Origin of the sequence: Streptomyces sp. NPDC005706 (genome assembly GCF_040631045.1) — a bacterium.
GTDB lineage: Bacteria > Actinomycetota > Actinomycetes > Streptomycetales > Streptomycetaceae > Streptomyces.
In genome coordinates, this window is the sequence record NZ_JBEXYS010000032.1 from 32,432 (window position 1) to 53,427 (window position 20,996).

Sequence of the window (20,996 nt, forward strand, 5' to 3'; positions counted from 1 at the left end):
GGCTACGGCTGGGCGAGTCGGTCTAGGGCATCAGTGAGCGTGAGCTCGCCGTCATCCTTGGCGTCTTGCCACCGTGCCAGCGTGGATGCGGCCGCGCGCAGCATCTCCGGCGGGAGGCCGGCGGCCTCGAGGGTATCGGCGGCTTCTTCCAGCTCCGGGCCCCAGCGCCAGGCGCGCGCCGCGGTTTTCGCGACGTACTGCGGCTCGGACAGGTATGAGTCGGTGCGCCGGGAGGCCACCTCGATGAGCTCCTGGTCGACGCCATGCTCACGTGCCATGCCGACCGCGAGCGCTACCAGCACCCGGCTCGTCTTCTGGAACGAGGCGTACGACAGTTTTAGGGCGGACGCCTTCCCCACCTCGACACCCAGCACTGCCGTCTGGACGGCAGTGCCCGCGAACAGCGCCTCGATGCGCGAGGTCGCGTCGTTCCCGCCGGACAGGTGCAGGGTCGGCGTCTTACCGCCGACTGGTGGTGATCCCACGATGCCCCCGTCGACGACGGTCGCGTCTGGTTCGAGCAGCGCGGCGATCCGCTGCGCTCGCTCGGGGTTGATGGCATTCGCCTCTACGTACACTCCAGAGAAACGGCGCTCGGAAACGTCGTGGGCCAAGCCCTCGGCGGCGGCCGGCGGGCAAAGACTGATGACGATGTCGCTGTGGTCCAGCAGTTCGGGCAGCGTGGGCACGGGCGTCAAGCCGAACCGGGCGGCGCGCGCCGTGGAGGCCGTGCTACGACCGGCTTCGCACCACAGGACCGCGGCCGCGTTGGCCGTGGCGCAGGCCGCGACGGCGGCCCCCATGCTGCCGGGATGGAGAATGCCGACGGTCGGCTGGTCCACGGTGCTACTCCGTCTCGTTCAGCAGGATGGTGATGGCGTCGGTGACGTCGTCGACGACATGATGCGCGGCGGGAAGTCCGTCAGGCCACAGTCGGCCACGCAGCCAGATGGTGCGCAGGCCAACTTGGTGACCGCCACCGATGTCTCCAGCCGGGTTGTCGCCGACCATCCAGCCACCGTCCGCGAGGTCTACGCCGCAACGCGAGGCCGCGAGTTCGAAGAGGCGCGGATCCGGCTTGCGGATATCCAGGTCACCGGAGACGGCGACGCCGTCGACCACGGTGGCGAGTCCGGTCTTCGTAAGCTTGGCGCGCTGAATGTCGCCGGCACCGTTGGTGATGACGCCGATTGTCCAAGCGGCCGCCCGCAGACGGGCCAGGCCCTCGAGGACCACGGGACGGCATGTGACGGCAGACGACATGAGATCGACGTACTCCTGCCACAAGTTCGCGGCCGACACCTCCAGGCCGAAGGCTCCACGCAGCCGAGCGAAGTCGCCGGCAGTCGCTCGTTCAGCCAGCTCAGTTCGCAGCCAGAGTTCGGCGTCCTGAGGGAGAGCGTGGGAACGGCACAGACGGCTCACAGCGTCGTCGAGCGCCGACTGACGATCGACCAGTGTGCCATCCAGGTCGAGCAGGGCGAGGGTCATGTGGGCGACCCTACCTCTGGCTCTAGCTGCGCAGATGCTGACAACGCACCACCCCTACAGACTGCCCTGCCGAGCGACACGTAGCTGAGATGCCATCAAATGCTCTGTAGGGAGCTGCTTTCTATGTACAGTTTGAGATCACCAGGAAGGGGGAGTGATGAATGATCTGAACGAGGCCGTGGACGCGCTGCTCAGTCGGCCTGCTGATGTCCTTCCTTCTCCTGAGGTGCGGGCCAGGCTCCGCAAGGCATCTGGACTCACTCAGGAAGAGGTCGCTCGGGCCTTCGGCGTACACCGGATGGCGTTTCTACGCTGGGAAAACGGTCAGTCCATGCCTCGTCGGCGGCATCGTGACGCATACCTCCGCCTGCTGAAGGGGTGGGCCGACAAGCACCCCGAGGCCGCCCTCGGATCCGGCCTTGCGAAAGCAGGCTGAGGTGAACGGCTTCGACTGGCCCCCCTAGGAAACGCCGAAGCGGCCCTGTCGCCACAACAGGACCGCTTCCTAGCGAATCGACTCACCAGCCCTGAGAAAGCTTTGAGTCGTGAGCAGCGAGGTGACCTCGTCTGCCGGGTGATGCCCGTGGGCCCAAGAGCCCGCGTGGTCACCTGTACCCAGAGTATGCGCAGAAGATTGCGCAACGCCACTACTCCGGGGTCCACATAGGTCACATTTGCTGGTCGCGGCTCCCCTACCTGGGGAGATACATCCCTATGCGCCACCAGACTCTCTCGGCGAAGGCGCCGGGGGGTATCCGCGTTCGCGGACACGCCATGGCCATCTGCGCGACCGTCGGCCACGCCCCCGCGGCCGACGCCATCTCCTACGTCCGCCCCGCCTGGGGGGTGGCACTGTGATTCAGCATATGAACCTGGTGTTCCAGGCGGAAGGGCTGAGCGTGGGGGAGGGCGCGTTCTTGATGGCGTGCGCCAATCACACCGACGACCGGGGTTACGTCATCGCGCACATGCAGCAGCTGGCGGACGAGGCGCACATGTCTCTCAGGTCCGCGCGGGACCAGCGTGCCCGGCTGGAGAAGCGCCGGCTGCTCAAGGCGGGGCAACGGTTCAGCCCGAAAAATGGGGCGCAGCTCGCCAACCTGTTCCGGATCAACCTGGATTTGCTGGCCAGCATGAAGCGCGCGCGCCGAGACTACGGGCCGTCCCTCGTGGAGGAGCTCACCTTCAGCGAGACACCCGAGGAAAAGCCCAGCTCAAACCCCCCGGCGAAATTTGCCGCCCCTCCGTCAGACCCCCCGGCAGATCTCGCACCCCCCTCGGCAGATCTCGCACGCTCCCCGGCAGATCTCGCAGGGGCAGGGGCGGCGAAATCTGCCCCCCTTCTCCTTCCTTCTTCCTCCCCCTCTTCTCTCCCTCCGGGCGCGGGCGTCGCGAGAGGTGTTGACGCCTCAGAGAGCACAGCACCGGACGGAGAGAGGGAGAGGGTGGCTTCGCCCGAGGGCGAGAACGACTCCGGGGCTGGGCTGCCGCAGCAGCGCGAGGGTTCAAACCCAAGCACAGCAGCGGGGGGCCGGATCGTGGCCGCGTACGCGGCCGCCCTCGGGCGGCCGGTGCTGAAGGGCACCAGGGCCAAGCTGGAGCGCCAGGCGGTGGAGCTGCTCGGGCAGGGACTGCCGGAGACGTGGCTGTGCGACCGAGCAGAAGAGCTGGCGGCGCGCGGCTGGTCCGACCTTGTCCAGCATGCAGAACGGTCCACCGCTCCGATCCAGGGGCAGGGTGGGAGGGTCGGCTCCCGCCGGGCCGGCCCGCCGGAGTGGTGCGGTGAGTGCGGTGAGGACAACCCGGCCGCACGCCTCAACCCGCGGTTCCGGACCCTCGGTGAGATGGGCGGTGGCGAGAAGTGCCCACGTTGCCATCCTGACCGAGTCATCTCCCCGGCCGCGTGAAAGCCACCACGAAGGCGCCCTGAGCGCCTCCTCGCGGCCGATCACCCCCTTCGGTGTCAATTCCCCTCAGCGGGCACCGTGATCGACCGTCAGGGGGGCGCACAACCGATCTTGAAAGGAATTCTTCGCGATGGGTCTGATCTCCGACAGCCTGGACCGCGCCACCCAGAAGGCGTTCACCCGCTCGATCCCGAAATCCGCGCCCGTGCAGATGCGCTACCTGGTCCGCCAGCTCAAGGGCACCCGCCCGGTAGCGGAGCTACTCGGTGTGTCCCAGCGCACCGTGGAGCGCTACGTGAAGGACCAGATCCGCCGGCCCCGCCCCGATCTAGCCCAGCGCCTGGCGGACGCCGTCCGCGCCCGCTGGCAGCCCCGCATCCGCGAACAGGCCCGCCGACAAGCCGCGGCCACCACCGGCATCATCATCGATACCCGCGCCCGGTTCGGATTCACCGCCGCTCCGGGCACCACCGACGACGCCCGCATCCGACACCTCACCCTCGCCCTCCCACCCGCCTACGCCGCCCGCCTCTTCGACGCCCGGGCCGCCGGCGCCACCGAAAACCAGCTGCGCGCCATCACCGCAGAAGGACTCGGCGAGACCTACTTCCGTGACGGCGGCCGCCGCGCCCACGGCCTGGAAGTGGAGTTCACCGACGTCGAGCAGCTCGACTTCGACCTGTGAAGCAGGCACGCATTCGCATGCGGGTGATCTTCTATGCCACTGCGTTACCCGGCCGTCCCTCCCAGGAGTTGACCGGGCATGATCCCACGACTGATCAGCGTGGCAGCCGGCGCGACCGCCGTCCTTGCCGTCATTGCGACTGCGCCGGCCCTGGCAGCGCCGGCGGCCGCACCCCGGCCCCACGCGTGCAACACACAGGCAGCGGCCGCGCAACTGCACACCACCGCCTCAGCCGTACATTTGCGCGAGGGCCGAGGCACACGCCACCGCTCCCGCACCGTCCTGCCGAGGAACACCGACTTCTACGCAGAGTGCTGGGGCCGCCTTCAGACTGATACGTGGTGGGCGTTCGGCCGAGTCGTCTCCGGGCCCCACAACGGCCTGCACGGGTGGGTGAGCGGCGCCCACCTCGCCACCGGCTACCGGCACTGACCTCCGGCAACGGAGTCCCATTAGCCAGCGCGAAGACCCAGCCGCACACCACAAAGAGCAACCGTCACTGTCCTGCTCTCATCCCACTTGGACCAGCAAAAGAAGGTTCGGCGCCTGGCAGGGCTCGGCGTGGATCTCGGGACCATCCCTGCGGGTGTGGGGAGCAGGACGGGTAGTCGAGGACCAGCGCCGCGTCCTGGGGACCATCCCCGCGGGTGCGGGGAGCAGACCGAGACGCCGAACACGTCGGCCAGGTGCTCGGCACCGTGCGGGGAGCAGAACTCGGCGCCGGCCGCGAACGAGGTCATGAAGGGACCATCCCCGCGGGTGCGGGGAGCAGGGCGCGACGAAGGAGACCAGGCTCGGATCGGCGGGACCATCCCCGCGGGTGCGGGGAGCAGGCCGTCGAGAAGCGGCATCGGGCCATCCAGGACGGACCATCCCCGCGTGCGCGGGGAGCAGATGACCAGCAGGGCCGCGTAGCCCGTCCAGACGGGACCATCCCCGCGTGCGCAGGGAGCAGCTCGACTCTGGCTTGTAGCCGCCGCCCGCGTTGGGACCATCCTCGCGTGCGCGGGGAGCAGGTGGCGCTGGGCCAGTTGAGGGCGCCGGCCCAGGGACCATCCCCGCGTCCGCGGGGAGCAGTTCTAGGTCTTGTCCCAGTCGCCCGGCTTGTTGGGACCATCCCCGCGTGCGCGGGGAGCAGGGCAAGACCGCGCGCGGCTACAACGACCCGATGGGACCATCCCCGCGTGCGTGGGGAGCAGCCCCTCAGACGACCTGGCTGGGCCCGTAACGCGGGACCATCCCCGCGTGCGCGGGGAGCAGCCATGGCGATTCCGCCACCGAGCACCAGCATGGGGGCCATCCCCGCGGGTGCGGGGAGCAGGCCTCCGCGCTGGCCGGCGCGGACAAGGCCACGGAACCATCCCCGCGGGCGCGGGGAGCAGATCGGTGGCGCGGCCACCCTCGCCGTCACCGGGGGACCATCCCCGCGGGTGCGGGGAGCAGCACGTGGTCGTAGGCACCGTAGTTGGCCCACAGGGACCATCCCCGCAGGTGCGGGGAGCAGCGGCACCCAAGAGCGTGGCCGGGTTCCGTACGGGGACCGTCCCCGCGCGCGCAGGGAGCAGAACACCGACCGACTCGAGTTGGACGCCGCCTGGGGACCACCCCTGCGGGTGCGGGGAGCAGATGAACACGAACTCCAGACCGGTGGTGGTGAAGGGACCATCCCCGCGGGTGCGGGGAGCAGACCCGCGGCAGGTTGTTCCGCGCCCGGATCTCGGGACCATCCCCGCGGGTGCGGGGAGCAGCAGAACTTGCTTCTGCGACGTGCCCACCCGAAGGGACCATCCCCGCGGGTGCGGGGAGCAGACCTCGGACGGTTCGACGTCGCTGGTGTGGGAGAAACCATCCCCGCGGGTGCGGGGAGCAGTTGCTGAGGTGCTTGAGCATCGACAGTGGCGCGGGACCATCCCCGCGGGTGCGGGGAGCAGTCCGTCCTCCTGCTTCTTCGGCAGGCGGCACAGGGACCATCCCCGCGGGTGCGGGGAGCAGATGAGCCCCACCGGCTTCACGTACACCGTGGAGGGACCATCCCCGCAGGTGCGGGGAGCAGCCGACGAACTACACGGCGTTACGGATCACGCTGGGACCATCCCCGCGGGTGCGGGGAGCAGGCTTTGTGACCTGCGGTTCTACCGGGGCGAAGTGTTGGTTTCGGCAAGTTTCATCGATTCCGGCAAACGTTGCATTTAGCGCCCCAGTTCTTGGATCGCGGACCAGGCATAGTCTCGTCGTTGGCGCTGGTGCCTGTTGGCTTGTAGGCGCTGGCGGTTGATCCTTCTCATTTTCTCCATACTGGCTTCACGTGTCATCTACATCCTGTATGCATCTGGCATGACTGGGGAGAGGGTGGCCGGTTCGGGGTTGCGTGCCTGGTTGGGCGGGCCGGCGTCGAGTGTGTGGGCGAAGCACGACCGTGAGGGGGAGCGGTGGCTGCCGTTGTGGCGGCACATGGAAGACAGTGCGGCTGTGGCGGGGCGGTTGTGGGACGAGTGGCTGCCCATGTCGGTGCGGAGGCTGATCGCTGATCCGCTGCCGGGTGGGCAGGTGGCTGCTCGCCGGTTGGTGGTGTGGCTGGCGGGTGTGCACGACATCGGGAAGGCGACACCCGCGTTCGCCTGTCAGGTGGAGCAGTTGGCGCAGGTCATGCGCGGGCACGGGTTGGAGATGCGCTCGCGGGAGGCGATGGGCGCGGACCGCAGGCTCGCGCCGCACGGGCTGGCCGGTCAGGTGCTGCTGGGCGAGTGGCTTCAGGAACGCCATGGCTGGACGGTCAAGCAGACCGGGCAGTTCACAGTCGCGGTGGGCGGGCATCACGGGGTGCCGCCCGAGCACGGCCAGATCCAGGCACTTGACCGTCACCCGGACCTGCTGCGCACGCACGGTAGGAGTCAGGCACTGTGGAAGCGGGTGCAGGGCGAGCTGCTCGACGCCTGCGCGGCCGAGTTCGGCGTCGGTGAGGACCTCGCGGACTGGAAGACGGTGAAGCTTGCGCAGCCGGTGCAGGTGCTGCTGTCCGCGCTGGTCATCGTCTGCGACTGGATCGCCAGCAATCGCGACCTCTTCCCCTACTTCCCCGAGGACGTGCCCCGAACGGGGGCGGAGCGCATCGCGGCGGCCTGGGCGGGTCTGGACCTGCCGGGCCCCTGGCGGGCCGAGGAACCGACCGCGGACGTGCACGAGTTGTTCGCGTCCCGGTTCGACCTCCCGCCGGGCGCGAAAGCCCGCCCGGTGCAGGAAGCGGCTGTCGAACTGGCGCGGGAGATGGACGAGCCGGGGCTGATGGTGATCGAGGCGCCGATGGGGGAGGGGAAGACGGAGGCCGCGCTCGCCGCTGCGGAGATCCTCGCCGCGCGCTCGGGAGCGGGCGGCGTGTTCTTCGCCCTGCCGACGATGGCCACCGGAAACGCGATGTTCCCCCGCCTGCTGCACTGGCTGGACCGTCTGCCGGCCCCGCCGGGGACGCGCTACTCGGTGCTGCTCGCCCATTCCAAGGCTGCTCTCAACGACGACTTCGTCGGTCTCCTGGGCGACGGGGGTCAGCGGATCGCCGCGGTCGACGTGGACGGCCACGGCGGTGAGCAGTGGCGGCCGTCGAGCCGGGACCGTGTCGCCGGGGCCGAACTCGTCGCCCACGCCTGGCTGCGGGGGCGGAAGAAGGCCATGCTGTCGTCGTTCGTCGCGGGCACGGTCGATCAGCTGCTGTTCGCCGGGCTCAAGAGTCGGCACCTGGCGCTGCGCCATCTGGCGATCGCCGGGAAAGTCGTCGTTATCGACGAGGCCCACGCCTACGACACCTACATGAGCGTCTATCTCGATCGGGTGCTGTCCTGGCTGGGCGCCTACCGGGTGCCGGTGGTGGTGCTGTCCGCGACGCTGCCCGCCGGCCGGCGCAGGGAACTCGCCGAGGCGTACGCGGGCAAGGACGCCACGCGTGCGGCCGCGGACGCCTTCGAGGCTGTCGGGAAGGCCGGTGACTATCCGCTGCTGACGGCGGTCACGCCCGGCGGCGCGCCGCTGATGCGGCGTCCTGCGGCTTCGGCCCGAGGTACGCAGGTCGAGGTGGAGCGGCTGGATGACGACGTGGACGTCTTGGCCGATCGGCTCGAGAGGGAACTCGCCCAGGGCGGCTGTGTCCTGGTCGTGCGCAACACCGTGCGCCGGGTCCTTGAGGCGGCTGCAGTGCTGCGCCAGAGGTTCGGGGAAGGACACGTCACCGTCGCCCACTCGTGCTTCGTCGACGTCGACCGGGCCGCGAAGGACGTCTCTCTCCTGAACCGCTTCGGGCCACCGGGCAAGGCCGACCGGCCGGCAGGGGCGCACATCGTCGTCGCCAGCCAGGTCGCCGAGCAGTCCCTGGACGTCGACTTCGACCTGCTCGTCACCGACCTCGCCCCCATCGATCTCCTGCTGCAACGCATGGGACGCCTGCATCGCCACCTGCGCAGCGGCCCGGAGCAGACCGACCGGCCCGAGCGGCTGCGCCAGGCACGCTGGCTGATCACCGGCGTCGACTGGAACGCCCCAGTGCCGCGGCCGGTTGCCGGCTCGGTCGCCGTGTGCGGGGCGTATGCGCTTCTGCGTTCGGCGGCCGCGCTGCTGGAGCACCTCGACGGTAGCCCACGGCGGCCGGTGGGGCTTCCGGCCGACATCAGCCCCCTGGTGCAGCGCGCCTACACCGACACGTTGGACGCCCCGGCCGGCTGGATGCAGGCGCTCGAGGACGCCCGGGCACGTCATGAGGAGCATCGTGCGGACCAGGCCGAGCGGGCCGCGACGTTCCGGCTGGATGCCGCGGCCCGGCCCGGCCGGCCGCTGTTCGGCTGGGTTGCCGCGGGTGTCGGGGACGCGGACGACACCCGCCAGGGGCGGGCCCAGGTACGCGACAGCCGCGAGAGCCTGGAGGTCGTGGTCGTCCAGCGGCGCGCCGACGGCAGTCTGGCAACGCTTCCGTGGCTCAAGCCGGACCGCAAGGGCCGCGTGCTGGCAGGGCTGCCCCTGCCCACGGACCAGGTGCCGACCGCGCTCGCGGCCCGCACCGCGGCCAGCTGCGGGCTGCGGCTGCCGATCCAGTTCAGCTTCCCCGACGTGATGGACCGGGCCCTCGACGAGCTCGAGGAACTGTACGTCCCGGCCTGGCAGACCAAGGACAGTCACTGGCTCGCCGGCCAGCTGATCCTGCCGCTCGACGAGCACTGTCAGACCCGCCTGGCAGGCTTCACCCTCCGGTACAGCCCGAGTGACGGTCTTGAGGTGACCCGTGCCTGATTCCGAGCAGAGCAGCAGCGGTGGTGTGCTGTCGTTCGACCTCACCGCCCAACCGTGGATTCCCGTCCTGCGACTGGACGGCAGTCAGGTGGAGTTGTCGCTGCGCGAGGTGTTCGAGCAGGCCCACGGCCTGCGGCGCATCGTCGGTGACCTGCCCACCCAGGAGTTCGCCCTGGTACGGCTGCTGCTCGCCGTTGTGCACGACGCGCTCGACGGGCCGCAGGACACCGACGACTGGGCGCAGTTGTGGGCCCATGAAGATTGCTTCGCGCCGGTCGGGGCGTATCTTGAAGAGCAGCGGGACCGGTTCGACCTGCTGCACACCCGGGCGCCGTTCTTCCAGACCGCGGGGCTGCAGACCGGGCAGGGGGAGGTGTTCTCCCTCAACCGGATCGTGGCCGACGTCCCCAACGGGGAGCCTTTTTTCACCGCCCGGATGCCTACCGTCGAGCGGCTCACCTTCGCCGAGGCGGCCCGCTGGGTCGTGCACGCGCACGCCTATGACACCTCCGGCATCAAGACCGGCGTGGAGGGCGACCCGCGGGCCAAGGGAGGCAAGGTCTACCCGCTCGGTGTCGGCTGGGCCGGCAACCTCGGAGGCGTTTTCGTCGAGGGCCGCACCCTGCGCGAGACGCTGCTGCTGAACCTGGTGGCCGCCGACACCGCCAACCTGCAGATCGACGACACCGACGCCCCGGCGTGGCGCAGGCAGCCCTGCGGGCCGGGCGGCACGGAGCGCGCCCCCACGGGGGTGCGCGATCTGTACACGTGGCAGACGCGGCGCCTGCGCCTGCATTTCGACGCCTGCGGCGTGCACGGCGTCGTCCTCGGCTACGGCGACCCGCTGGCCCCCCGGGATCGTCAGCATCGGGAGCCGATGACCGCCTGGCGTCGCAGCCGGGCACAGGAGAAGAAGCTGAAAACGCTCCCGGTCTATCTGCCGCGCGAGCACGCGCCCGAGCGGTCCGCCTGGCGCGGGATCGGCGCGCTGGTCGCGAACGAGGCCGGCAGCAGCCAGGGGCCGGAGCCCGCCGACTACCTGCGGCCGGGAATCCTGGAGTGGGTGGCCCGCCTGGTGACGGAAGGCGAACTCGAGCCCGGTTTCCTGATCCGGGCGCGGATCGTCGGCGCGAGCTACGGCACGCAGCAGTCCGTCATCGACGAGATCGTCGACGACCACGTGGCCATGGCCGTCGTCCTGCTCCACCAGCAGGACCGGCGCTACGCCGAGCAGTCCGTCGCCGCCGTCGCCGACGCCGACCTCGCGGTCAACGCGCTCGGCGATCTCGCCACGAACCTGGCCCGCGCGGCCGGCACCGAGACGGACGGGCCCCGCTCCACCGCGCGCGATCTCGCCTACGGCCTCCTCGAGGCCCCCTACCGCACCTGGCTGGCCCATCTCGCCGACACCGACGACCCCTACGCGCAGCGCACCGCCTGGCAGCAGCAGGTGCACTCCATCGCCGGCCGCATCGGCGACCGGCTGATGGCCGCGGCAGGGAACGCGGCCTGGCAGGGCCGGACCGTCCAGCTCAAGCACGGCACCGAGTGGCTTAACTCCTCCCTCGCCGGCAAGTGGTTCCGCGCCGCCCTCCACAAAGGCCTGGGACACCCCGACCCTGACGACAGACGGCCGGCGACGGACGCAAGCCCGGCACCCGCCACCACCGCGAAGGCACCCGCATGACCACCTCTTCCGCACCCGTCACCGTCACCGCCCGCGAACGGGTGACCCGGCTCGCCGCCGACCACCTCACAGCCCTGCAGCGGGGCTATCTCGCCGACCAGTCCCACTCGGTCGCCTCCCTCGCCAGGCTCCGGCGCGGCGCCGGACGGCAGGCCGGACAACTCCCCGACCTGTGGGCACTGATCGACACCGGCCCCCTGCACCAAACCCCCACCGGCGCCCGGCCCCTGACCGAGCAGGAGCTGGCAAGAGCCGAGGACGCCCTGCACGTCGCCCTCACCCTCTACGCACTGCACCAGCAGTCCCGCCGCACCGGCATGTATCAGGCCGACCGGCAGGACCGCCGCCGCGGCCTGGGCGCCGCGGTGCGCCGGATGATGAAACCCGGCGAGATCGACGCACCCGTGCACAAACGCCTGGTCCGCGCCGGCACCGCCGCCGACCTGGCCACCTGCGCCCAGCGGCTGCGCGACATCGTCGTGCTGCTGCGCCGCGAAGACATCGAACTCGACCACGCGCTGCTCGCCGGACAGCTCTACACCTGGCAGCGGCCCGGCGGCGCGGCCACCGTCCGCAGGGAATGGGGCCGCTCCTTCCACGCCTGGCACGACAAGCCCGCCAGCCCCCCTCACCCGGCCGCCGACCGCGACACCGCGGACACCACTCACACCGCCGACACCGCCGTCACCACGGACACCGACAAGGACGCCTCGTGAACCGCATCTTCCTCGACGTGCACGCCCTGCAGACCGTCCCGCCCAGCAACCTCAACCGCGACGACACCGGCGCCCCGAAGACCGCGGTGTACGGGGGAGTGCCGCGCGCCCGCGTCTCCAGCCAGGCGTGGAAGCGGGCCACCCGCACCTACTTCAAGGACGAGCACCTGCTCGAGCCCAGCGAGCTCGGCGTGCGGACCAAGAAGATCGTGGAGGCGGTCGCCGCCAGGATCACCGCCCTCGACCCCGCGCTCACGGGCGAGGACGCCCTGCGGATCGCGGACGAGACGGTGAAGGCAGCCGGCTTGAAGACCGAGGTGCCCAAGCGCAAGGCGAGCGCCGCCAAGGACGGTGAGCCGGAGCCGGCACCCCAGTCCAAGTATCTGGTGTTCCTCAGCAGCCGCCAACTCGACGCCCTCGCCCGCCTCGCCGTCGACGGCGCCGCCGACATCACGGCGCACCTGAAGGACAAGAAGACCAAGGACAAGGCCAGGCAACTCGCCGACACCCACCACTCCGTCGACATCGCCCTGTTCGGCCGCATGGTCGCCGACGCCGCCGACATCAACGTCGACGCCGCCGTCCAGGTCGCCCACGCCCTCAGCGTCCACCGCGTGGAGAACGAGTCCGACTACTACACCGCCGTCGACGACAAGAACACCGACGAGGAGACCGGAGCCGGCATGATCGGCACCGTCGACTTCAACTCGGCCACCCTCTACCGCTACGCCGCCCTCGGCGTCCACCAGCTCGCAGCCAACCTCGGACACGGCCTGCGCGAGGACGAGCCGCGCACCGAACCGGTCCGCCGGGCCGTCGAAGCCTTCGTCCACGGCTTCATCGCCTCCCTGCCCACCGGCAAGATCAACACCTTCGGCAACCACACCCTGCCCGACGCCGTGATCGTCAAGCTCCGCACCACCCGGCCCGTCAGCTTCGTCGCCGCCTACGAGGACCCGGTGCGCGGCGAAACGGGCGGCTACGTCCGCGAAGCGTGCGAGCGCCTGGCCGAGTACATCCCCGACATCGAGCGCGCCTACGGCGACGAAAACTCCACCCTCACCTGGGTGCTCCGCGTCGGACCCAACACCCACAAGCTCGCCGGACTCGGCACCGAATCGCCCACCATCAACGACCTCGTCACCGCCGTCGGCCAGGCCGTCGCCGAACGCCTGGAGAAGCCCGCATGAGCGTGCTGACCCTCCGGCTCGCGGGCCCCCTGCAGTCCTGGGGGGCCTCGGCCCGCTTCACCCGCCGCACCACCGAATCCGCCCCCACCAAGAGCGGCGTCATCGGCATGCTCGCCGCCGCCGCCGGCATCCAACGCGGCGACGACACCGCACTGGCACCGCTGGCCGCCCTGCACTTCGGCGTCCGCATCGACCAGCCCGGCACCGGCGTACGCGACTTCCACACCGCCCACCACGGCGTCACCGGCAAATCCATGCCGCTGTCCGAACGCTTCTACCTCGCCGACGCCGTCTTCGTCGCCGCCCTCGAAGGCGACCCGAGGCTGCTCACCGAACTGAACGCAGCACTGCGCGCCCCCGTGTATCCGGCGTTCCTCGGCCGCCGCTCCTGCCCGCCCTCCCTCCCCGTCGAACTCGGCCTCCACCCCCACGGCGACCTGCTCGACGCCCTACGCACAGAGCCCTGGCAGGCCTCACCCTGGTACCGCAAACACCACCGCAGCCAAGACCACGTCGAACTGACCGTGCTGCGCGAGGCGCACCCCGACGAGCACCACACCGCGGACACCCTGCGCGACCAGCCGCTCAGCTACGCCGCCGAACACCGGCGCCACGCCCTGCGCACCCGCGTCACCTGCAGCGTCCGCATCCCCAACCCGTCCGCCCGGCACCTGCCCCGCCACGACCCCTTCGACGCCCTGGACGAAGAGAGCGCCTGATGTACCTCACCCGCTTCCGCGTGAACACCGCACGCACCGGCGCCCGCCGCCTGCTGTCCTCACCCCAGGCCATGCACGCAGCCGTCATGTCGTCCTTCCCGACCCTGCTGCCCACCGACGCACCCCCCACGGACGGGCCCCGCGTGCTGTGGCGACTGGACCACACCACCCGCGCCGAAGTCATGCTGTACATCGTCAGCCCCGACCAGCCCGACCTCACCCACCTGGTCGAACAGGCCGGCTGGCCCGCAGCCGCCGACCCCACCGCACCCGGCTGGCAAAGCCGCCCCTACGGCCCGCTCCTCGACCGGCTCACCACCGCAGACCGATGGGCCTTCCGCCTCACCGCCAACCCCGTCCACCACGCCCGCCGAAAAGACGACGAACCCACCAAACGCACCGCGCACATCACCCCGACGCACCAGATGGGCTGGCTCCTCAAACGCCAAGAAGCCTGCGGCTTCCGCGTCCTGGAAAAAACAGACGGCAACAGGCTGCTCCCCAGCGGCACCACCCACACCAAGCAACCCCACCACGGCGACCGGTACGAACTGACCGTCCGCGACAAACGCACCCTCGCCTTCGACAAGCACCACAGCACCAAGGGCAGCCGCCGGGCACCCGTCAGCCTGGTCACCGTCACCTTCGACGGCCGCCTGGAAGTCACCGACCCGCAACTGCTGCGCCGCGCCCTGACCCAAGGGATCGGCAAGGCCAAGGCCTACGGCTGCGGCCTGCTCACCCTGGCACCACTCGCCCCGACCGGATGAACCGGTGACCACAATCTCCCGGCGCCCCACGCTCACCCCACGCCAACTCACCCGCACCGGCGAACGGCTCTCCTTCGTCTACCTCGAGCGCTGCACCGTCCACCGCGACGCCAACGCCATCACCGCCGAGGACGCCGACGGCACCACCCACATCCCGTCGGCGACCATCGGCACCCTCCTCCTCGGCCCAGGCACCCGCATCACCCACCAGGCGATGAGCGTCCTCGGCGAAACCGGCGCCGCCGTCTGCTGGGTGGGAGAACAAGGAGTGCGCTACTACGCCGGCGGCCGCGCCCTGACCCGCTCCTCCGCGCTCGCCGAAGCACAAGCCGTGCAGTGGGCCAACGTCCGCAGCCGCCTCGCCGTCGCCCGCGCCATGTACCGGCTGCGCTTCCCCGACGAGGACCCCACCGGCCTGACCCGCAAGGAACTCCTCGGCCGCGAAGGCACCCGCGTCAAGGACTGCTACCGGGCCCAGTCCGCCCGGACCGGCGTCCCCTGGCGCGGCCGCCGCTACACCCCTGGTGACTTCACCAGCGGTGACCCGGCCAACCAGGCCATCACCGCCGCCGCCCAGTGCATGTACGGCATCGCCCACGCAGTCGTCGCCTCCCTCGGCTGCAGCACCGCCCTCGGATTCGTCCACTCCGGGCACGAGCTCTCCTTCGTCCTCGACATCGCCGACCTGTACAAGACCGAGATCGGCATCCCACTCGCCTTCGACATCGCCGCCGAAACCGAAGAAGACATCGGCTCACGCACCCGCCGTGCCCTACGGGACCGCATCAACGAAACCTCCCTGCTCGACCGCTGCGTCAACGACATCAAACGCCTCCTGCTGCCAGAGACCACCCCGACCGAGGCGATGAACCACGACCACGATGTCGTCACCCTCCACAGCGACGGCCACACCGTCCCCGCGGGCCGGAACTACGGCGAAGGAACCGACCACAACGACACCTACAGCGACACGGACATCAGCTGGTGACCGTCATCGTCCTCACCAACTGCCCGCCCGGCCTGAGAGGCTTCCTCACCCGCTGGCTCCTCGAAATCTCCGCCGGCGTCTTCATCGGCAACCCCTCGGCACGGATCCGTGACCTGCTCTGGGCCGAGGTCCAGCAATACGCCGGCCAAGGCCGCGCCCTCCTCGCCCACACGACGAACAACGAGCAGGGCTTCACCTTCCGCACCCACGACCATGCGTGGCACCCGGTAGACAAAGAAGGACTCACCCTGATCCGTCGCCCCAACGCTCAGGGCACCTCGAAACCCACGGCTGCCTCACGCAAAGGCTGGAGCAACGCGTCCAAGCGACGGCAGTACGGCAGATGACCATGCTTATGTGCTTTGTGGCATTTGCCGGGATCAGTGAAACTGTCTCGTACCGGCCAGCCCTCGTGACAAAGCCCCAGGTCACCAAGAGTGCTCCCCGCGCCTGCGGGGATGGTCCCTGCCCCCTTCGCTGCCCCGACGGCCGCACCTTGTGCTCCCCGCGCCTGCGGGGATGGTCCCTGGCCCGAGTACTTCGGCAGGAGATACAGCATGTGCTCCCCGCGCCTGCGGGGATGGTCCCGCGAGATCAACCATTTCGCGGAAATGTTCCGCGTGCTCCCCGCGCCTGCGGGGATGGTCCCCCGGCCCCCGTACCGGACCTGCTGGCCCTGTTGTGCTCCCCGCGCCTGCGGGGATGGTCCCGAGGAACTGGCCGAAGCCGAAGCCCGCCAGCCGTGCTCCCCGCGCCTGCGGGGATGGTCCCTCACCCCGTATGCGACAGCCGTCGCCCCGCAGGTGCTCCCCGCGCCTGCGGGGATGGTCCCGCGAGCGTCACCGCCGTCGCCGCAGGCGGCCGGTGCTCCCCGCGCCTGCGGGGATGGTCCCGGCCAGCGCATCAGCATCCCGTCGGCCGGCCTGTGCTCCCCGCGCCTGCGGGGATGGTCCCCACTCCCCGCGCTCGTCCAGCGCGGCCTGGACGTGCTCCTCGCGCCTGCGGGGATGGTCCCCGGACCGCGGTGCGCTTGTCCGGGTAGAGCTGGTGCTCCCCGCGCCTGCGGGGATGGTCCCCTCTTCCAGGCTGGTGATCGCGCCGATCGTCTGTGCTCCCCGCGCCTGCCGGGATGGTCCCGGCTCCCCACCCCCGCGGCCGCGGAGCCGGCCGTGCTCCCCGCGCCCGCGGGGATGGTCCCGAGATCCGGCTGGTCGGCCAGGGCGCCGGCAAGTGCGCCCCTCGCCCGCAGGAGTGCGTGCGCTTCAATTATCGTTGCAGGCGCCACAAGTGCTCCCCGGGCCTGCGGGGATGGTCCGATGCTGCAGCGTATGCGTGACCTGGCGATGAAGTGCTCCCCGCGCCCGCGGGGATGGTCCCCCGGGCCCCGTATTCCCGCCGGGCAGCTTGTGGTGCTCCCCGCGCCCGCGGGAATGGTCCTGCCTTCGACCGGACCAACCAGCCGAACGAGGTGTGTTGCCCGCGCCCGCGGGGATTGTCCCGGGTGTGAGTCGAAGTGGGCCAACTACCTTGCTGGTGAGGGACTTGTCTTGCCCGCGGCGCTGACCTACCTGCTGCAGGAATGAAGTCCGGGGGAGTTCAACAAGTGGTGCAACCTGACGAATTCGAAGTTTGGTACACAGCGGAAGACTTTCCGGACACCTTCCACAAGACCGGCCGGATGGTCTTCACCGTCGATGCTCTCGCGCACGCCCTGTTCACCACGGGCAGAGCGCCGCATGATCAGGCCTCCTATGGCTGGACATCCGTCTACGAATGGCTTCACCGCGTTGCGCTCATTCCTGCCTACATCCGCCGGGCACCTACGGGGCGCCTCACCCGATCCGATCTCGCACGTGACCTGGACCGATCGGAGAAGGTGGCGCTCTCTTATGCCTTGGGGCAGGCCATGACCGGCGTCTTCAGTCAACAGGTTGTTTCAGTGCGGTTCCTGATGCACGTAGACCGGTATGCCGCCCGCTACGGCATCCGTTTCGCCGCCAACACCCGCCGACGCGCCGACTTGTTCGGGGAGAGGCAGTCGGGCGGATGGGTCGTTGCCGAGGCCAAGGGCCGGTCCGGCAACATCGATGACGAACTCAAAGAGACGATGCGGGCCCAGAAACGGACAATCCGATCGGTCGGAGGAAGGCCGCCCGCTCTGGCATACGCATGCGCCGCCCACTTCCCCCAGTACAAAGGGGTGCCCGATCATCTCAAGCTCCACGCCGTGGATCCGGAAGAGGCAGAGCTCGAAGCCTTCGATCTGCCAGCGGGCCGAGACCGGTTCATCCTGGCCTACTACGAGCCCTTCCTGGCAGCACTGGAGGCGGGGCAGGAAGAGTCCACCCTCGACGGGTATGAGCTCGCATCCTTCGGTCCATTCCAGGTCAGCGTCGGCGTCCTGACCGCAGTCGTCCAACGCGTGAGACGGGCACAACAGGGCCGCACTGACCACCTATACGAAGACGTCGCTGAGCTCCTCGACACTCACCTGACCACTGCCAGGTCGGCCAACCGGTTCATGGACGGAACCATCATCATGAGCAAGTGGCAGCAAGCGCTCAACCAAGAAGACTGGAGCACCGAGACAGACGGGAGCTACCCAGAATGGTGGTAAAGCTGAAAGCTGTCAGCCGCTTCGAGGGAGCCCACCCCGCGAGGGCGGTACAGCGTCAGCAGCGCGCTTGCGCCGGCATGCATTCGTTAGCAGCTTGACCGCGTGGGAGCGACACCGTGTTCTCTGCGCCCTCGGGGATGGTCCCGGCTGGGGGAGGGCCGACAGCGGACAGGCGTGGTGCTCCCCGCGCCCGCGGGGATGGTCCCAGCGACCGCCGCGGTGAGAACCGCGGCGGTGAGTGCTCCCCGCGCCCGCGGGGATGGTCCTTCGCCTCCTCAGGTCCCGTCTCACAGTGGTGGGTGCTCCCCGCGCCCGCGGGGATGGTCCCCCGGCGGCGGAGCAGGAGGAGCTGACCCGGCTGTGCTCCCCGCGCCCGCAGGGATGGTCCCTGGCAGCGCGCCCAGCCCTGGACCGGGGAACTGCGTCCCGCCCGCGGCCGCGCCCAGCGGGAGAACACGAGCGGGGACGGGGTCCGCACCAGCCGCCGGCAGCGTGAGGTGATGCGGCTGCTTTGCTCGGGGATGTCGCAGCCGTCGACCGCCCAACGGATCGGGGTGTCCAAGCGGACCCTGGAGGCGGAGATCGTCACCCTGAAGTGCTCCTCGGCCCTGAGCGCTGTCACGTGGAGGATCGTCAGAACCGGCTGTAGCGGTGTGTACGGGTCGCTACGCTGGTGGGTATGGGGAAGAAGCAGATCAATGTCCGTGTGGACCAGGACGAGTATGACGTGATTGCGGAGCGGGCGGCGGCGGCCGGCATGGACGTGTCGGAGTACGCCCGGCGGGTGCTGGCGGATGAGGGCAACGACCTGCGGCACCGGTTCCTTGGTGCGGGGGAGTACTTCGCGCAGGAGTGGGGTCCGCACTTCGCTGAGCGGTTCGGACACCCGGCCCCGGAGGCCAAGGGCGAGGCGCAGGGGCGGGCTGCGTGATCTTGCACATCGACCGTGCCTGGCTGTTGGATCTCGCGCACCGGAGCGTGCCCGGTGATCCGGACGTCCTCGACTTCGGGACGCTGCAGGCCGCGGTGGCCCGGCACGCCGACAGGGTGATGGACCGGCCTGTGTATGCGCAGGTTCATCACCGTGCGGCTGCGCTCATGCACCAGTTGATCCGCGTGCCAGCGCTGGAGTACGCGAACGAGCTCTTCGGTGCGATCGTCGCGGCTGCCTATCTGTCGGCGTCTGGCGCGATGGTGACGGTGGATCACAAGCAAGCGGCGGACCTGGCCGAGCGGATCGCACGGGACGGGCTTGACGTGCGGGAAGTCGCGGACGAGATCAAGGGATGGACCTCCCCGTCGCAAGGTTGAGCTGGACTTGTGGAACTCGCCGTGGTGGTAGGTGGAGTGCTGCCCGCGCCTGCGGGGATGGTCCCGATCCCGAGTACGGGGACCCGAGTGACCGGCTGTGCTCCCCGCGCCCGCGGGGATGGTCCCCGAGCCGCCATCGTCTCCACCGCGGCGACCGCGTGCTCCCCGCGCCCGCGGGGATGGTCCCGCGTACGGCCTGAACGCGGCCGTGGCCGTGTAGTGCTCCCCGCGCCCGCGGGGATGGTCCCAGCTCGGGGTAGCGGTCGGCGAACGGCTGGAGGTGCTCCCCGCGCCCGCGGGGATGGTCCCGCGTACGGGTCGAGCGGCATATCGGCCGTGATGTGCTCCCCGCGCCCGCGGGGATGGTCCCGGCAGCGAGGCCAGGATTTCGGCGCGCACAGGTGCTCCCCGCGCCCGCAGGGATGGTCCCCTCCTCCTGCAGGTCGCTGATGGTGTGGGTCTGGTGCTCCCCGCGCCCGCGGGGATGGTCCCCTCGTCTACGTCCGCGCGGAACTGCGTGCCGAGTGCTCCCCGCGCCCGCGGGGATGGTCCCCTGATCCGGGGTAAGCGAGTCATACCCTGCAAGTGCTCCCCGCGCCCGCGGGGATGGTCCCGTGTCCTGATACAGGTGGGCGTGCTGCTCCTTGTGCTCCCCGCGCCCGCGGGGATGGTCCCTACGCCACCGACGTAGAGATGGGCACCGCCCCGTGCTCCCCGCGCCCGCGGGGATGGTCCCATGGGCCGGCGGCCGAACGGACCACCCCAGTAGTGCTCCCCGCGCCCGCGGGGATGGTCCCGGCAGCGGCCGCGGCAGCGGCCGCGGCAAGAGCAAGCGCGGCGAGTGCTCCCCGGGCCCGCGGGGATGGTCCCAGGGTTGAGCAGGGCACGCACGCCACGCCACCAGCATGTGCTCCCCGCGCCCGCGGGGATGGTCCCTTGGACAGGTCCAGGGTGATGGTCTTGTTGATGTGCTCCCCGCGCCCGCGGGGATGGTCCCGTCACGTCCCGCCCGGCGGGTATGACGGGGTAGTGCTCCCCGCGCCCGCGGGGATGGTCCCAAGGAGCTGCAGGCATGATGTTCACGATGGTGGTGCTCCCCGCGCCCGCGGGGATGGTCCCACCGAGTGGACCCTCGACCTGTTCATGGACCGGTGCTCCCCGCGCCCGCAGGGATGGTCCCGACATGGTCGACGTCCAGTAGCCCGGCGGGAGGTGCTCCCCGGGCCCGCGGGGATGGTCCCGACGGGGCGCGGCGCACCAACCGCGAGGGCAAGTGCTCCCCGTGCCCGCGGGGATGGTCCCAGAGAATCCAACCGCGCACGGAAGCGGTTTTCGTGCTCCCCGCGCCCGCGGGGATGGTCCCGACGTAGAAACCGGCCTGTGTGCCGGGTGTGCGTGCTCCCCGCGCCCGCGGGGATGGTCCCAAGGACCAGTCCACGGCCCACATCTTTCTGCAGTGCTCCCCGAGCCCGCGGGGATGGTCCCCTGTCCGCCAACACGCAACGCATCTACGGCCGGTGCTCCCCGCGGCCGTGGGGATGGTCCCATCGGTGGAACCCGTGAGACCGTCCCACGCACGTGCTCCCCGCGCCTGCGGGGATGGTCCCCACGGGAACTACCTGGCCACCAAGGAGGAACGGTGCTCCC

17 protein-coding genes and 4 CRISPR repeat arrays (1 of these 21 cut by a window edge) are annotated in these 20,996 nt (G+C 70.2%); of the genes, 15 read left to right on the forward strand and 2 right to left on the reverse strand.

Annotated features, from left to right (window positions below):
- Positions 1 to 2: 2 nt before the first annotated feature.
- Together ABZ478_RS32740 and ABZ478_RS32745 are read right to left on the reverse strand one after the other, a co-directional pair.
- Positions 3 to 842: a DUF1932 domain-containing protein gene (locus ABZ478_RS32740; protein WP_359555167.1), complete on the reverse strand. Its 840-nt coding sequence runs from the start codon at positions 840 to 842 to the stop codon at positions 3 to 5.
- A 4-nt stretch (positions 843 to 846) separates the two neighbouring features.
- Positions 847 to 1,491 (reverse strand): HAD family hydrolase, encoded by a 645-nt coding sequence (locus ABZ478_RS32745; RefSeq protein WP_359555170.1) that lies wholly within the window; start codon positions 1,489 to 1,491, stop codon positions 847 to 849.
- Between the two features lie 157 nt (positions 1,492 to 1,648).
- On the opposite strand from ABZ478_RS32745, the gene ABZ478_RS32750 reads away from it, so the two are divergent.
- The 15 genes from ABZ478_RS32750 to ABZ478_RS32820 all read left to right on the forward strand — a co-directional run bounded on the left by ABZ478_RS32750 (position 1,649) and on the right by ABZ478_RS32820 (position 19,349).
- Positions 1,649 to 1,927: a helix-turn-helix domain-containing protein gene (locus tag ABZ478_RS32750; protein WP_359555173.1), complete on the forward strand. Its 279-nt coding sequence runs from the start codon at positions 1,649 to 1,651 to the stop codon at positions 1,925 to 1,927.
- A 278-nt stretch (positions 1,928 to 2,205) separates the two neighbouring features.
- Positions 2,206 to 2,349, forward strand: coding sequence for a hypothetical protein (locus tag ABZ478_RS32755; protein ID WP_359555174.1), 144 nt, complete (start codon positions 2,206 to 2,208; stop codon positions 2,347 to 2,349).
- Positions 2,350 to 2,357: 8 nt separating this feature from the next.
- Positions 2,358 to 3,398, forward strand: coding sequence for a hypothetical protein (locus ABZ478_RS32760; protein WP_359555176.1), 1,041 nt, complete (start codon positions 2,358 to 2,360; stop codon positions 3,396 to 3,398).
- A 130-nt stretch (positions 3,399 to 3,528) separates the two neighbouring features.
- Positions 3,529 to 4,083 carry a helix-turn-helix transcriptional regulator gene (locus ABZ478_RS32765; RefSeq protein WP_359555178.1) on the forward strand — a complete coding sequence of 185 codons (555 nt, stop codon included), beginning with the start codon at positions 3,529 to 3,531 and terminating at the stop codon, positions 4,081 to 4,083.
- Between the two features lie 743 nt (positions 4,084 to 4,826).
- Positions 4,827 to 6,197: direct repeats of the CRISPR family, unit length 29 nt; unit sequence GGGACCATCCCCGCGGGTGCGGGGAGCAG.
- A gap of 337 nt (positions 6,198 to 6,534) precedes the next feature.
- Entirely contained in the window at positions 6,535 to 9,351 is a 2,817-nt protein-coding gene (gene cas3, locus ABZ478_RS32770) for a CRISPR-associated helicase Cas3' (RefSeq protein WP_359555180.1), read from the forward strand.
- A complete protein-coding gene (gene casA / locus ABZ478_RS32775) occupies positions 9,344 to 11,038 on the forward strand; it encodes a type I-E CRISPR-associated protein Cse1/CasA (protein WP_359555183.1) in 1,695 nt (564 codons plus the stop codon). Before cas3 ends, casA begins: the two co-directional genes overlap by 8 nt.
- The gene (gene casB, locus ABZ478_RS32780; protein WP_359555185.1) at positions 11,035 to 11,754 is read left to right on the forward strand and encodes a type I-E CRISPR-associated protein Cse2/CasB; all 720 of its coding nucleotides are present in this window, start codon (positions 11,035 to 11,037) and stop codon (positions 11,752 to 11,754) included. The genes casA and casB overlap by 4 nt, the downstream gene beginning before the upstream one ends.
- The gene (gene cas7e, locus ABZ478_RS32785) at positions 11,751 to 12,944 is read left to right on the forward strand and encodes a type I-E CRISPR-associated protein Cas7/Cse4/CasC (RefSeq protein ID WP_359555186.1); all 1,194 of its coding nucleotides are present in this window, start codon (positions 11,751 to 11,753) and stop codon (positions 12,942 to 12,944) included. Before casB ends, cas7e begins: the two co-directional genes overlap by 4 nt.
- Complete coding sequence (cas5e, locus tag ABZ478_RS32790; protein ID WP_359555189.1) at positions 12,941 to 13,663, forward strand: type I-E CRISPR-associated protein Cas5/CasD; 723 nt, start codon at positions 12,941 to 12,943, stop codon at positions 13,661 to 13,663. Before cas7e ends, cas5e begins: the two co-directional genes overlap by 4 nt.
- The gene (gene cas6e, locus ABZ478_RS32795) at positions 13,663 to 14,433 is read left to right on the forward strand and encodes a type I-E CRISPR-associated protein Cas6/Cse3/CasE (protein ID WP_359555192.1); all 771 of its coding nucleotides are present in this window, start codon (positions 13,663 to 13,665) and stop codon (positions 14,431 to 14,433) included. The genes cas5e and cas6e overlap by 1 nt, the downstream gene beginning before the upstream one ends.
- Positions 14,434 to 14,437: 4 nt before the next feature.
- Positions 14,438 to 15,421 carry a type I-E CRISPR-associated endonuclease Cas1e gene (gene cas1e / locus ABZ478_RS32800; protein ID WP_359555195.1) on the forward strand — a complete coding sequence of 328 codons (984 nt, stop codon included), beginning with the start codon at positions 14,438 to 14,440 and terminating at the stop codon, positions 15,419 to 15,421.
- Positions 15,418 to 15,768, forward strand: a complete 351-nt coding sequence (gene cas2e / locus ABZ478_RS32805) for a type I-E CRISPR-associated endoribonuclease Cas2e (protein ID WP_359555197.1) — start codon at positions 15,418 to 15,420, stop codon at positions 15,766 to 15,768. Before cas1e ends, cas2e begins: the two co-directional genes overlap by 4 nt.
- A gap of 90 nt (positions 15,769 to 15,858) precedes the next feature.
- A CRISPR array of direct repeats spans positions 15,859 to 16,680; the repeat unit is 29 nt; unit sequence GTGCTCCCCGCGCCTGCGGGGATGGTCCC.
- A gap of 344 nt (positions 16,681 to 17,024) precedes the next feature.
- A complete protein-coding gene (locus ABZ478_RS32810) occupies positions 17,025 to 18,038 on the forward strand; it encodes a hypothetical protein (protein ID WP_359555200.1) in 1,014 nt (337 codons plus the stop codon).
- A gap of 116 nt (positions 18,039 to 18,154) precedes the next feature.
- Positions 18,155 to 18,427: direct repeats of the CRISPR family, unit length 29 nt; unit sequence GTGCTCCCCGCGCCCGCGGGGATGGTCCC.
- 290 nt (positions 18,428 to 18,717) lie between these two features.
- Positions 18,718 to 18,969 carry a hypothetical protein gene (locus ABZ478_RS32815; RefSeq protein ID WP_359555202.1) on the forward strand — a complete coding sequence of 84 codons (252 nt, stop codon included), beginning with the start codon at positions 18,718 to 18,720 and terminating at the stop codon, positions 18,967 to 18,969.
- Positions 18,966 to 19,349: a fic family toxin-antitoxin system, toxin component gene (locus tag ABZ478_RS32820; RefSeq protein WP_359555206.1), complete on the forward strand. Its 384-nt coding sequence runs from the start codon at positions 18,966 to 18,968 to the stop codon at positions 19,347 to 19,349. The genes ABZ478_RS32815 and ABZ478_RS32820 overlap by 4 nt, the downstream gene beginning before the upstream one ends.
- A gap of 36 nt (positions 19,350 to 19,385) precedes the next feature.
- A CRISPR array of direct repeats spans positions 19,386 to 20,996; the repeat unit is 29 nt; unit sequence GTGCTCCCCGCGCCCGCGGGGATGGTCCC; it runs 508 nt beyond the window's last position.